General features: G+C 49.2%; 14 protein-coding genes. All 14 read right to left on the reverse strand.

Features of this window, described 5'->3' with window-relative positions:
• Nucleotides 1–553 (reverse strand): FkbM family methyltransferase (locus tag V3U24_05120; GenBank protein ID MEE9166828.1); only part of this gene is annotated, 553 nt, incomplete at its 3' end.
• Between the two features lie 82 nt (nt 554–635).
• Nucleotides 636–1,829, reverse strand: coding sequence for a glycosyltransferase family 4 protein (locus V3U24_05125; protein MEE9166829.1), 1,194 nt, complete (start codon nt 1,827–1,829; stop codon nt 636–638).
• A complete protein-coding gene (locus tag V3U24_05130; GenBank protein MEE9166830.1) occupies nt 1,826–3,193 on the reverse strand; it encodes a glycosyltransferase in 1,368 nt (455 codons plus the stop codon). The genes V3U24_05125 and V3U24_05130 overlap by 4 nt, the downstream gene beginning before the upstream one ends.
• Entirely contained in the window at nt 3,190–3,915 is a 726-nt protein-coding gene (locus V3U24_05135; GenBank protein ID MEE9166831.1) for an FkbM family methyltransferase, read from the reverse strand. The genes V3U24_05130 and V3U24_05135 overlap by 4 nt, the downstream gene beginning before the upstream one ends.
• 237 nt (nt 3,916–4,152) lie before the next feature.
• Nucleotides 4,153–4,833, reverse strand: coding sequence for a class I SAM-dependent methyltransferase (locus V3U24_05140; GenBank protein ID MEE9166832.1), 681 nt, complete (start codon nt 4,831–4,833; stop codon nt 4,153–4,155).
• Between the two features lie 61 nt (nt 4,834–4,894).
• A complete protein-coding gene (locus V3U24_05145) occupies nt 4,895–5,860 on the reverse strand; it encodes a glycosyltransferase (GenBank protein ID MEE9166833.1) in 966 nt (321 codons plus the stop codon).
• Nucleotides 5,861–5,862: 2 nt separating this feature from the next.
• The gene (locus tag V3U24_05150; protein ID MEE9166834.1) at nt 5,863–7,191 is read right to left on the reverse strand and encodes a nucleotide sugar dehydrogenase; all 1,329 of its coding nucleotides are present in this window, start codon (nt 7,189–7,191) and stop codon (nt 5,863–5,865) included.
• Nucleotides 7,191–8,093: a hypothetical protein gene (locus V3U24_05155; GenBank protein ID MEE9166835.1), complete on the reverse strand. Its 903-nt coding sequence runs from the start codon at nt 8,091–8,093 to the stop codon at nt 7,191–7,193. The genes V3U24_05150 and V3U24_05155 overlap by 1 nt, the downstream gene beginning before the upstream one ends.
• Before the next feature lie 40 nt (nt 8,094–8,133).
• Nucleotides 8,134–8,973, reverse strand: coding sequence for a class I SAM-dependent methyltransferase (locus tag V3U24_05160; GenBank protein MEE9166836.1), 840 nt, complete (start codon nt 8,971–8,973; stop codon nt 8,134–8,136).
• Nucleotides 8,970–9,728: a DUF268 domain-containing protein gene (locus V3U24_05165; protein MEE9166837.1), complete on the reverse strand. Its 759-nt coding sequence runs from the start codon at nt 9,726–9,728 to the stop codon at nt 8,970–8,972. The genes V3U24_05160 and V3U24_05165 overlap by 4 nt, the downstream gene beginning before the upstream one ends.
• A gap of 98 nt (nt 9,729–9,826) precedes the next feature.
• Nucleotides 9,827–10,957 (reverse strand): hypothetical protein, encoded by a 1,131-nt coding sequence (locus tag V3U24_05170; GenBank protein MEE9166838.1) that lies wholly within the window; start codon nt 10,955–10,957, stop codon nt 9,827–9,829.
• 54 nt (nt 10,958–11,011) lie between these two features.
• A complete protein-coding gene (locus tag V3U24_05175) occupies nt 11,012–12,490 on the reverse strand; it encodes a hypothetical protein (protein MEE9166839.1) in 1,479 nt (492 codons plus the stop codon).
• 7 nt (nt 12,491–12,497) lie between these two features.
• A complete protein-coding gene (locus V3U24_05180) occupies nt 12,498–13,235 on the reverse strand; it encodes a class I SAM-dependent methyltransferase (protein MEE9166840.1) in 738 nt (245 codons plus the stop codon).
• A gap of 7 nt (nt 13,236–13,242) precedes the next feature.
• On the reverse strand, nt 13,243–14,163 hold a 921-nt coding region (locus V3U24_05185; protein MEE9166841.1), incomplete at its 5' end, for a Wzt carbohydrate-binding domain-containing protein.

The raw sequence follows: 14,163 nt of genomic DNA on the forward strand, positions 1-14,163 counted from the left end.
CTTCGTCCCGTTTGTGGGTAGCTATGACCCATCTGTTCAACTCAATCGGTCTAAGTTCTGGCCAAATCATTTGTTGATTCACGATCCTACAAACGTAGCCGTACTCATTCAGTAGCTGAACACAGTCTTCCTCAAGCTCGTACGAATGCACTTCAATAACGAAACGCGGCCTGAATCGTTGAATGACCACCCGGGAACCTTGTAGTATCTCAGACTCAGCGCCGTCAACATCTATCTTAATAAAATCAGGCACCCTATCCTCATCGCGGACCACAAAATCATCCAGAGAGGTCGTCATTCCCGATGATTCAGCACCTATCCTTGTGTTGTGGAGTTCAAACGTTATCGGCAAGTTCGAGTTCCTTTTTATCGTCAACTCCAATAGCTCGAAGAGCTCATCCTGGGGTTCAAAGGCAATTACCTTTCCCATTCTTGTCAGTCTAGCGAGTGCCAGAGTATAATAGCCATATGCGGATCCTATATCGAAGCAGGTAAAGTCCTTCTCAACCAGCCTCTTGACATACTTAGCGATCTCGATTTCCTGAATTCCCACCCAGGTCCGCAGTTGGTGTTGTGGATTAATCGGTAAATAGCATCCTCGAGCCAATCCCCAAAGCACCTTCCGGTACCTTGTGTTATCTTCCGCCAATATATTCTTGAGAAAATGGAATAGATCTTGGGTGATCATTTCCGCACAAGTTTTCCTTGTATGTCTGTATAATTCGACGTCCGTAATCATCCCATGTGAAACCTCCCCGCACTCGTCGAAGGGCATTCTCTCCCATCTCCCTGCAAGCGTCCCGATTCTCATATAAATAAATCAGTTTTTCCTTAAGCGCTTCTATATCCCGGATAGGTAGAATGAAGCCATCAACGCCGTCCCGAACAATGTCAGCACCCCCCGTGTTTGTCGTGCAGACCACAGGCAGCCCACATGCCATCGCCTGGGCCTGAACCATTGCCATCCCTTCCTCCAACGAGGAAATTGAAAACACACTCGCACGAGCATAGTAATCCACCAGTTGCGATTGTGGAACAGAATCGATGTGTCGGAACAAACCCTTGTAGCGTCCAAAGACGGATTTTATCTCATCCTCAACCGGTCCAACCAGAAGCAACTCCGCATCCGGTAAGTCCAGCTCTGTAAAGGCCTTGAGAAGGTAAACAGTTCCCTTTCGAATGCTCTGAGCTCCTACATTGATGATTCGAAACACACCGTCTTCTGTGGGTAACGGTCTAAATTCTTTGAGGTCCACGCCATAAGGGGTATGAATCAGCTTTTCTCCAGGGACTGCCTTTTCCAGGAAAGTACGTTTCACAAATTCAGAGGGAATGGCGATGTAATCTGCCTCTTCGTATTCTTGCAGTTCCTTCTCGACAACGTCAGGGTCTATTGGATCCACACCAAAGCCGAATTTGGCATATTCCTCCGATAGGATATCACGCTGGTATTCTATGTGTGATGAACCCCGTTCTATTATTGTGATCGCACCGTTTGCCTTGGCTCTCCGTATCGTCTGGAGCCCAAAGCCGGACCATGCCGTGCAAATGTCGCACTCCGGCAAGTGCCTGGAAGCCTGTCGGTCGAACCAGTCATTTGCCAAGAAATCCAGACCGTCCCATTGGACATTGGGTGGAAGATAGCTATGTGCCCGCGTAATGATCTCTTTGAAGAGAAACGATTTAACTTTCTCTCCTGGAATTCCAAACTTCGCAACCTTAAATCTTGGATAAGAAGTAATAAGACGCTCCAGGTGTTTGTGCTTGTGCAATTGATAGGCCAGGTTGAAAGCATGAAAGCGTCCTCCCACTGAAATGCATACTTTCATCGCCGAACCAGCTTGTAATATTGTTTCTCTATTTGAAGAGCCACATCTTTCATTGATTGGCGGGGTGTAATACCCTCTTGAAGATGCCCCAGCAGTGATGGCTCGTCTATCAGGCGTCGGATCTGTGCGGCCAGGCTGAGCGTATTTCTCATCTCAAACAACAGCCCGTCTACCTCGTGAGTCACTAGTTCATGGATGCCACCTAAGTCTGAGCCAATTACCGGGACGCTGGCAGCAAACGCTTCGTGAACCGTAAACGGGCCAATCTCAACCCACTCAGAGGGAACCACCAGTACGTCTATCTCCGAAAGTGTGTCCACCAATGACTCACGTTTGAAACCACCTTTCCAGTGTATGCGCGTATCCTCTTGAGTCAGTTGCAGTAGTTCCTTCTGGTACTCTTTCTGGACCCCGTCTTGGGGTTCCGCATAAATATGCAACTCGACTGGTGAATCACTTGGTACTTGAGTGAAGGCAGAAAGCAACGTCTCAATCCCCTTCACTTGTGCCAGTCGTCCGATGTAGCCTAAACGCAGCGGTGACCCTGGAAGTCGCCTTCCATTTGATGGCTTTTGAAGGTTGGGGTTTTCTAGACCGTGCCGGAGCAGATAAAGGCGCCTGTCCGGTACTCCATTCTTCCGAAGAACCTCGTAGATCTGCCTCGATTGCACATGCCACAGGTCTATCCGGTCTATCATTTCCCGTAAGCCCTGCTGTTGGAGTTCCAGCAAAGTCGGCATCTGTAACGCCGTTCCAAGTCGGCCCAATTTATTGTTAGAATTGCGAACCAGACTTGTGCCCGTTTGCCAGACCAGCATGGGAACACGCTCAGCCAACATACCCAGGACCTTTGATTCGCTACCTTGATGGATGACGCACCGAAGGCACCTTTTCTTGATCACTTCTCCATCGCAAGTCTCACCTTTCCAGTTCATGAGTGTGCCCATCGGACAAGTGGTTGGAGTATGATAGGTGAAGACCACGGGCAGGCTATGTTGTTTCGCGGCATGCATCAGACTGAGTGAGGCCACGGGGGACAGACTGTGGTAATGAACAATATCGAACTGGTGTTTGCCCATCCAATCGTTCCAAAACCAATCCAGTTCATCGGATCGGGACCGATGGCTTTCTTGTTTGCTTTCAAATTCGACATGAACACCGAATATCTTCTCTTTCTCGTATGTGTACCATTTTCCCCTGACGCGACTGCTATACTGTCCCTCAGTGGCCGACATCGGGATGGAAGCCAGGATTGTTATGTCGTGCCCCCTTTCCATGAGCTCCCTGGTAAGACTGTGCACGTACACTTCCGTTCCGCCCCATTGATAGGGGTAGTAATCACTGGTTGGAACCAGGACTCTCACTGCTTAGACACGTTGAGTGGAACAATTGAATCGAGGTCCTCTACGTCGCGCTTTGTGAATAAGAAATTGTAGAAAGGATGTTCATAGCGGCCATCGTCAGCGTTCATTTTCTGGATTTCGTTTGTGATGTAGTAAACATTATAGTCCCAGTCAGCCAGTGCTTTGTCGATAAGGCCTGACCTTCTGCTCTTTCCCAAGAACTCGATGATAATATCGGGATGATGATCAAGAATGAGTTTCCGCATTCCTTTCAGTACCTGGGATTCATATTGTTCAACATCTATCTTGACAAGGTCTGACACTGGGAGGTCATCGGAGCCAAGATATTCATCCAGTGAACAAACATTCACAGAAAAACGGGCGCGACTTCTTTGTTCCTCTACCCATTCCTTTTCCAGGCTTGAGTATTCCTCCGATTCTGGGATATATAGATCGGCACGACCCACTTTTTCTCCTACAGCAACATCCAGAACTAAAACATTTTGCAGGTCGTTGAGGACAACGTTTCTTTTGATAACAGCGCTTAAGTCTCCGAATGGTTCGAAAGAGAAAATCGAACTTTTTTTCGGATCGCTGCTGCAAGCAGCCAGGTATGTGTAGACCCCGATGTGAGCACCCACGTCACAGATGCAATAACTGTTTCTGGCGAGGGCACTAAAAATCGCATAAGTACTTCCTTCACGTGGGTGTCCATAGATATTCCCGAACACAGTTCGCGGCACCCGCAGTATTTAGGCGGCAAATCCAGTTTCAAACAACGGTCAGATGTAAACCACACTTTTCGGGTAACGGTCTCAGGCGCATCGGAGTTGGATAGTCCGATGAGAGTCCTCGCAGTGTCACTGGGCAGCAGACCCCCATCATGCGTGGACTGCAATGCGAAGACAAATGACCGACGTAAGACCTTGGGTTGAATGGCAAAGCCCATAATCTGCTCGACTAATGCGTGCATCTGTCAACTATTGCGGCTTGACCGCCTGCACATAGAGAGAGTACGGTATATCGGGATTCAATGTATCTAAAAGCTGCAAAGGCCAGCCAAGCAAGAATAGAGGTAATGACGCAACATCTCCCGCCCTGTTCCTGGCCCACCGTAAAGCACGATCAAGATTGACGATAACGGAAGACCCAAGTCCTGTGCTGTCCACGATTTCGAATCCTGCCGGTACCAGGAGCCCTTGATAGCTTTCAAGGGTGTACCCATCACGCACATGACCTCCATCTTCCGGTTCGTCGAAACGGCCAAGATTGTGGATTGAGTGAAGGGCAAAAGGACAGCACAGGTGCAGGACACCACCGGGTCGCAAAATCTCGTAGAAATTTCGGATTACATCTTCGTCCTGCTTGATATGCTCCAGTGTCTCACTGCAGATGATCTGATCGAATTTTCGTCCCAGTTGCGGCAGATCATAGAGATCGCAGTTCTCAAAGCTCATTCGATGTGAATCGGCACCTATCGCTGAAAAGAAGTCTCGAGCCCTTTCCAGCTCGCCGGGATCATTGGTCACACCGAGGACACAGTTTCCAAGCTGATAAGCAGCGTACCCCAAAGCACCGTTACCGCATCCAGCATCAAGTGTGTCGATTGAACCTGCTCGAAAGAAACGAGGAAGAAGACGATACCGAGACCGTGTGTGCAAATCAAGTCCTGGAAATAAAAGGCGCTTCACATAAATCTTGGGCTGCACTCTTGAAAACGTGCTATTTGAATACCAAGCCCTTGGTCATTCTATACCAGAGGGCAATCTGTTCCGCGTTGCGATATCCTAGAATCCGGGTCAACCAGCGAAGCTGGCTCGGACCTTCGGGTACGTAGTGGGGTTCAAACAGTTGGATTTGCTTCATACAACGTTCGAACATGACGCGATCATGTTCGAAGAAGTATCTGGCCAACCAACCATAGCGTCGCGATAGCATTCTCCCATACTCCTCCTTCCATCCTCCACCCTGATAGAAATGGTAGACCCGGTCGTAGATGTCGAAACAATTCTGCATGAAAACCGTTTTGTCACGGGTCGATACGGTAGCCGTAAGAGGTCTGCGGTAGTAGCCACACAGGTATTGAGCAACAAGGAATCTGGCACCGTTCATGGCAATGCGAAGAATAAAATCCACGTCCTGCACAGAGGTCAGTTTCTCATTCCACCCACTAACCGTGTCTACTGTTTGCCTTGTCATCAGGTAACTGCTAAGTGGTGCCCAGCCATCATCATCGATCAAGGAGGCAACCGGGTCATCGGTCAGAAGAGGCTCGCGGACGGGGCCCTCAACAAACAAACCAGGTTTCTCCTCGATTAGGTTTTTCCACCAGCCGGTCACAACGTCAGCTTTGTCATTCTGCAGGATAGAAACTTGGCACTGCAATTTCCCCCGTGCCATTCGATCGTCGGAATCCAACCACTGAATGTAGTCTCCTCGACTCAATTCAAATCCACGGTTACGAGCCGACGGCGCGCCACGATTAGGTTGCGATTCATATCGGATTAAGTCCGAATACCTCTCTCCGTAGTGTTTGATGATGGTCAGGCTACTGTCCGTTGAACCATCATCGATGATAATAATCTCGATAGGTCGGTAGGCCTGTTCCAGACACGACTGGATAGCTTCCCCTACCCACTTCTCGGCGTTGTAACATGGTATGATAACAGAGACAAGCGATTGGGACATGTTCAGATATCTGCTCCCTTGCCCCGGGCATAATAATCTACTAGTTGACTCATGACCTCGCCGTCTAGAATCCGCCAGCCATCCAATATTGCTCTGGGGGGTGTCATTTTCTGGAAACAATCCGGTGACAGGCGCTTGAACTCCGGCCAAGGTGTCGTCAACACAATCACTCCGCATTGTCTGACGCAGTTTTCAGCCGTCTGGGCGTACCTCACCGCCTCTCCAAGAATATCTCTGGCATCATCCATCCCCTGAGGATCATACACTGTGACAGGCAGTCCCTCCTTCACCAACGCTTGAGCCAGAAGGAGTCCCTGGGACTCATCTACGACCGGTGTTTCCGGCTTATACGACAGTCCAAGTATACCGATGCGTTTCCTCTGAGGATTGCATCGCTGAACCCACTCAGCCATGTGCTGAACCTGTAGCTGGTTCACAGCATCAACGGCCTCCGGAAGCAGAGGTGGCAAGCCAATGGAGCGAATGAAGTTGACCATAGCCCGATTATCACGAGGGAAACAGGGTCCCCCATAGCCTGTAGCCCCTTTTAGATACTTTGGCCCAATCCGGGAATCCATCCCCAGGGCATTTGTAACGGCATCTACGTTTCCAGCTGGCAAGCGCTCACAGATATCCGCTAGCATATTCGCAAACGAAATCTTTGTTGTTAAATAGGTATTGACAGCAATTTTCGTGAGCTCTGCATTGACAAAGTTCATGCGACGGACGACCGGCCGACTGGTGTATACCCTACTGTAAAAATCTTCCAAAATATCGCCAGCCCTACTATCTGACTCGCCAATGAGCATAATATCCGGATTGAGAAAATCATCAATAACGGAACCCAGAGCAATGAATTCAGGGCTGTAGCAGAGCCCAAAATCCTGTCCGCATCTTTTTCCCGAGGCATTTTCCAAAGCCGGCAGTACCTCATTCTGCGTGGCACCCGGCAGGACTGTGCTGCACAACACAACTAGTTGATAGGTGTCTTTCCTGCCTATAGCACGTCCAATATCCTGGCAAGCGTTCACGACGTATTCGGTGCTGAACCCTCCCTCAGAATTACTAGGGGTAGGAACGAAGATGAGTGCCAGTTCGGACTCAAGTACGGCTTCCTCCACATCAAGGGTTGCACGGAGACGGCTCCTATTTGCAGAAATAAGCTCCTGAAGTCCGGTCTCCTCCACCGGTGCCAGTCCGTCGTTAATCTTTTCGACAGAAGCCGAATTAACATCGGCCCCGATCACAAGAATGCCTTTGTGGGCGATACTAGCAGCGATGGCAGCACCCAGCTTTCCCAGGCCGATGACCGAAATTGTTTTTTCTTCCATCAGAGTCTGAAACCGCCCACACGCCGGGCGTTCCTCAAAAGCTTCCATGTCACCTTCAGCGGTCGATGCAAGAATCTCAAGCCGGGATACATTATGTCCCAAGTGTCAATCAATCTTCCAAGGCCCTCGGGATGAATCCTGATCCTCAGACCTTGCGGGGTTAATTCCCATCTGGCGTCCACAATTGAATATGAGCCAGACCGGCCGGCCAGTTGTCTGTTCCGCAGTGCCTCCTCTCCGAACCACAATTCCGTCTTGCTCTTATGACTGGCGTGAGTATAGTCATGATTCTGATGTACGGCGCACACCGTAGGTGTCGCATCAATGACCGTTACCCCGAGTTGAAGTGCCCTAAATATGAGCCACTGATCCCAGGCCGTACGTCCAACAGCAAAACGCGGGATCACACCCCACATGCCACGGCGGAAAATGAAATAATCGATACCCGAAGGGGCATGTAGCTGAGCACCAGTGCTGACCTGGTCTTTGAGTATTATCTGCCAATCTGGAACGTTGAAATCGAAAGGCACTGTAACCTCCAAATCCCAGCGCTGTCCCACAACCAGGAAGCGACGTTTATGCTGCGCAACCTGGTCAGCAGCATCTATGAGGTCATCCATGAAAATGATATCAGCATTAACATAACACAGTAAGTCATGTCTCGCCAGACGTTGGGCTTTCTCGAAAAGATCACTCAGAACAGGGGTGCCAAATTCATTGCGTTCGATCCTCTGAACGTGGCGCAATCCAAATTCAGCTGAGATATCTGCAGTCCCTTTATCGTTTCCAAACAGAATGACCTCCGGAGTCGGCCGCAACAATGTCCAACTGCGGATGGCATTCTGCTGGATGACGGCGATGTTTCCTTCGAACGGTTTGGCCATGGTGAATATTGTTAGCATAGGCCGATTTCCCACAGCAAAAACAGTCAAGAACGGCTTGTTACGACAACTCAGCCGTTAAACAAAGGTGCCAGCCCCAGTGCCGCTCAAGAAATCTGAAAAGCGGACCTGGCATCCAGCAGAAGTACCATAACTTCGAGTACCGATGGTTCCGGTAGTCAGGGATGCGGTAAGGAAAAATGTGGTCGAACTGTGCATTGGTCACACTAATGCCGTACCGGGAAAGAAGATCACAAATCTCCAGGCGTGTGAAGACGTGTGTCACGGGACAACCTGTCTGTGCTTCAGAGTGTCGCGCTACGAGTTCCCTCAACCGCCAAAATTGTCCTCGGCCATATGTCAGAAGAATCCAAAAAACCTTCCAAGAATAGCGATGGTACACCATAATTTTGATCGTGGTTTTACTGTCTGCATAGTGACATATCTGTTTAATGACACGATCGGGGTTCGGTGTGTGGTGAATAACTCCAAAAGAGTAAACCAGGCTGTACGGTTCGATGGGTACAAAGTGGCTCAGTTCCTCCGCATTACCGAGAAAAAAATGGATGCGATCCTGAAGACCGTAAACCTCCGCACGTTGTTTTGCCAGCTCCAACGACTTCACTGATAGTTCAACCGCCGTGACATATGCACCATGTCGGGCAAAGTTTATGGCGTCCGTACCGATCCCACAGCCGATTTCCAGCACTTTCTTGCCAGTCCACCTTTCGAACTGGGCGAAGCGAGGGATATGGCGCTCTACAAAGTACTTGCGGGCTTCAACTTCCTCGAAGTAGGACTTTGTCCCGACCGGATGTGAAGAGTGGGATATGTTACAGGGACGCCGGTTCCAGAAGTCTCTGACCTCTTGGACGGAAACGTCCTCGAATGAAACAATCATTTCTTCCTTTCGGGCCGACGCAGAACGAAACAGCCCAAAGCATAGATATTCTTGAGCGGATCCCACGAGCCGGCCGAAGCCTCGGAATTCATCGCCGTGTCCCTGTCACTTTGCTCCCATCGGTTCCGATTATTCTTCACCCAGAAAGCAGCTTTATCAACCGTGTAGCCGTTCAGTAACTGTGGCAGCCTTTGGGAGCCGTAAACCCGGCAGATCGGAATAAAGACAGCGTCCCTACCGACGGGGATCGTGAGCAACATAATCCCGCCAGGCTTCATGAATTCCCTGAGGCGCTTCATCGCTTGTAAATCGCCATCTGGGCGATCTTCCGTCACCGCGTAGCGGCCTGTCAAACCGACATGCTCCACGGTAGAGCAGTTGATTATCAAATCGAAACGCTTTTTGGGAAACGAGAGTTCCAGAATGTCACCTTGGATGAACCGGAGGTTTGGATGAGTATAGGGCCAATCAACAGGTTGTAGATCCACAGCCGTCACGTTGAAGGCTCGCTCGGCCGCGGCCAGTGCAAGAAGGCTTTCCCCTGAGCCAAAATCCAACGCCTCCCCCGGACCGGATGGCATTTGTGAGGCGATCCATGACCATTCGATGTCCCGGTCACCGAGGAGATTCACAGTCGAGTTATTATTGTCTCCTGACGGAGCAACGGCACGTCTGACCTTTCGCAGAGCAGTATACAGCCAGACCGGCAAATTGAGCGACAAATCCAGGTTATGCCGACCCGGTTCGATTCTCATTATCGTCGGTTCGTTTCGCCGGTCGTTTCGTCAGTCCTAGAACCGATGGCGAATCAATGGGGTTACGAGTGGAGGGGACGACTGGTTTTCCCAAGTCGCTACGGGCTCTGTTTTATGATTCTTCTCGCTAGGGATCTGAGTACACCTGCCTGACGCGCAGCCTCCTGCTTCATTAGGCGACGGTGACGCGTGAGCAAAAGGGCGTGCAACCTTCGTAGCAAGCGGGCTTCCAACACGTGTCTCCAAGAATCGGGCTCAGACTCAATCATTGGTTGACTATTTCGCATCAAGAAATGTTGCCAGTACTCTCTTGAATAATTCTGAAGCGGCCTTTTCGGGTCCTCGAACGCAATAGCAAACGCTTGAAGATTTAGGTATCCCGTATAGAACTTGTAGTCGATATCTGTCGTCCAAAAGTATGTCTCTAGGCACTGCGCCGGAGACCTGTGCTCATATTCCTTAGGAAGCGGCAAGTACCTTTGAACTACTCCTGTTCGAAATATCACGGGCCCCCCCGCGAAGCTCTCACAAGCCGGTCGTGTGGGCAGAAGCTGCGACGGTAATCTAGGTGTCCATAGGGTATTACTGGTATCGATGCTTCGCGGGACCAATTCAACACCACAGAAGTCCTGCGGCAGCAGACTCTTTTCTTGCTTGACATAAAGCTCATGAGGGATCGAAAAAATCCGGTCTTGATCTTCACGACAGAACCAGGTTTCCTTCACTTCGTCATCGTAATCACTATACCATGGATACCTGCGTTTCAGTTCCTGTTTGACTTCATCGTTATAGCCAAAGAGACCTCTCACTCTGAGGTATACCAAATAGACCTCAGAATATTTTTCAAACGCTTTCTTAACCGTTCGGAGTGACAAGGTCTGAATTAGCCGGAAATCCTCATGGAAGGAAATGACATATTCCTCACGAACCCGACTCCAAACTTGATTGACCGCATTATAGATATTCCCGCTGTTCGTCAGTGATACGATTTTACTGAATGGACACGCCTGGCCCGATAGTGAAGAGAGGTGGTGCCTTAACGCTCCTTGGTAATCTCTCTCTGAGTCATCAACAAAGTATATTCCCCGGACGAGCTCAGGTTGCGCCAGATGCTTGAAAAAATCCCTCAGATTGTCGGAATATGTTTCAAAACTCTTTTCATCCTTGACTTTTGAGTAGAAAATGATGCCGAAGACTCCTGAGTTCGGGTGGATGTCCTTTGCATTCACTTCGGCCGTATATGCCTCCTCAGATAGTCAAACAAGGTGCCCTAACTTACCAGGTCATACGGATCGTTTCGGATACGCGTTATGAGTCATTTCGTGTATCACTTTTTCGAAATCTTCAAACACCATCCGATCCGATGTTTCGGTGTACCAACGTACTACGTTCTCTGCCAAATACTTATATTGGTCATAATTATCCAGAAAATGGGTCAACCGATCGTTACGTCCTTCGATCTCAGTAAGAGGAACATAATGCTTCATAGGCTCGAGCCCAAGATATTGGAGGTCAGGAACCTCTGGCAGGATGGGAATTGTACCCGATCCCAGTACTTCGAAATATTTACTCACAAGAATATCATATTTCATTCTCCCGAATACACTATAACGGGCCGAACCCAGATACTCAGACCATTTGTTCAGCGCTCGAACAGGTATTCCCCCATCGCGTTGCAGAATACAGGGGCCCTCTTGAGTAACAATATCTGTGCCAAACAAATAATTGAAATCGATTTTATAATCATCGGGAAGATTTCGAATCTGGCGATCCAGACGTTTACGTCCTTCATAAATAGGACGATCTATGGGACCTAACACCAGTAGGTCGAGTTCCTTTTCGGCCAAGTTTGGACGCGCAAAAAATAGCGAGTCAAAGAAGGGATTGAATATGATCCGTGTTGTGTTGGGCAAACGGAAGCGCTTTCCCCACTCCCCGGGATACGGGGTAAGTAGAGCGTCAGGTCTAAGCCAATCGATCACCCACTGATAATAGTCTCCCCTGCCCCAAAAGTCATGGCCATATAAAATAACAGGCAGGTCAGGACGCCTGAATCTGGGAATTTCTCCCTGATGAAATACCAGCGCTAAATCATAATCTTTCCACCGAACTCCGGTGGGACTCTTTACGATGTCTACTTGACAGGCATAAGCCAATTTTCTTTGCCAGACCAATGCCCAGGGATCCAGCCGGCGGTGCTGGAGGCGGCGATAAGGATATGCACCAACGGGGTGATCGGGGGCCATACATATGCATTTGGGCGCAGGCAGTTCCGGATCACAACCAATGGCAAAATTGAAATTCTGGTGTAAGTGAGTCCATAAGTCGCTCTCCTGATAAGAACACAGCTGGCGAACACGATCAGAATCCGGGCACTCATGTTCTTGGAACAGGTTTTGTCTGCGGATTCGCGACAACCATTCCATTTGCTGACACTCCACGCACCTCATGGACCTGTCGGGCCCTCCGTGTACAAACATGTCGCCTCGGGAAATCAACTCTCCGTTCAGGTCCAATCCATCGGTGCTGTTCGAGTACCAGAAAGCTCGCGACTGCTTTACTAACTCACTGTCCGGCAACCTCCGAGGACTCACCCGCTTATTTGCCACAAATGGCATTCGCGATTCAAGAGATGCCCACATGCCCAGACGAATTCGATATCCAATCCGACGGTCAAACCTGGAACTAATCCTTCCAATGAAAGGGACGAACTTACCAAGGAGCGGAATAATCCGGATAAATCGTCGTAGAATTTGACTCAACTTCTTCTCAAGGAGATGCTCGAAAGTCCCCACCCCAAATCAAACTTGCCCCCACAAATATGGGCCAGTCCTCAAAATCAAAGTGCTCATAACGCCTGACTAGATCTTTCTGATAAAGGGTGAAAGATTCATGGATCTCATCTTTTGTATCGTCGAGCAAAGCGTAGTGTGGAGAATGTGAAAGCGTCTTTACGATCTGCAAATCCTTGAGGAGGGACGTTTCTTGGTGGTCCCCATCCACAAAGCAAAAATCGAAGGCTTTCGCTCCGATTTTACTGAGCTCCGATTGGATGATCTCGCAGTTCGCGTTTACAGAATCGTTCGTATGCCTTGCAGAATCAGGCAGCATTTGTTCCGAGGAAACATCGTGATGGTCGCTAATGTTTTCCACATGAGGATATACTAACACCTGATGAATCCTGTCACTTGCTAAACTCTTATGGTTTCTTATGTCGGCCGTAATCAGGATACCATTGGGTCTATACTTCCGAAAATAATGGTCAAACACATCACTCGATTCCCCATAATAGGTTCCGATTTCAAGGCAGACGGTGGGTCTGAGCTTAATGAGCGTATTCAGCAACCCGGTCTTATAGTAGCACCCCGTTCCAGCAAACGGACCTCCACGGATTGTTCGATCAGGACCCGGCAAGAGTTCGACCAAGGGCACGTAAGACTGTCGAGTGACCCAACGATATCGCCGCTTAGTAATCTGAGTAACCGCCTTTCGGAGGTAAGCTTTCACGGTGCGGTCATATACTCTCAGCCTCCAATCGCCAAGAACCATCAACCAAACACATTCCAGAAGATGGCGGGTGCATCTCCCCCGTCCCGTAAAAATCTCCTTCAATTACCGTTAGTCGTAGTGCATTATCGAGATAGTCGAGATACCGCGAATCTCCAGCCCGTCGTATACTAAAGTGAATACGATAAGTGGAGGGAACCAAAGGGAGCCTGTATAACCGACACACAAGGGCGCCTTTTAGTGGGAGACTCCCAAAAGTGTCACCCGTGAGGCGATTATGAAAGTTAAAAACCGGCACACCTAAATCTGTAAATAGAGCTATGCTAGCGATGACATTTTTTGGGGGGAAATCGGATGTTGCCTCATAACGCAACAATATGTCAATATCCTGACTACTACACACAGCGTCGAGAGAATTCCCCTCAGTGTCTCTAACCTCGATGTTCACCACGCGAACCTCTCCAGTTCCTTTTCGATCAGACCGAAACTGAAGAGAACCTGACCCCGAAAGATTTTCTAAAGTACGTAGATAAAAGGTAATAGCTTCGGACCTCTCTCCTGCAAAAGTGAAGTGCCCTTCATTTAGCACAAGAGCCCTGTTACACAACTTTTCTACGGCCCCCATATTATGGCTCACAAATAGCACGGTCCTCCCTTCCTTGGCCACATCCCCCATCTTTCCTAAACATTTCTTTTGAAATGACGCATCACCTACGGCCAGCACCTCGTCAACTAATAGAATGTCAGGATCCAGGTGAGCCGCCACAGCAAAAGCCAAGCGCACATACATTCCGCTGGAATAGTGCTTGATAGGCGTATCAACAAATCTTTCAACTTCGGCGAAGCTGACAATTTCATCAAACTTTCGATCAATTTCGGCTTTTTTCATACCCAGAATTGCGCCATTCAGGTAAATGTTCTCCCGACC

The sequence above is a fragment of the Candidatus Neomarinimicrobiota bacterium genome (genome assembly GCA_036476315.1).
Classification (GTDB): domain Bacteria; phylum Fidelibacterota; class Marinisomatia; order Marinisomatales; family S15-B10; genus JAZGBI01.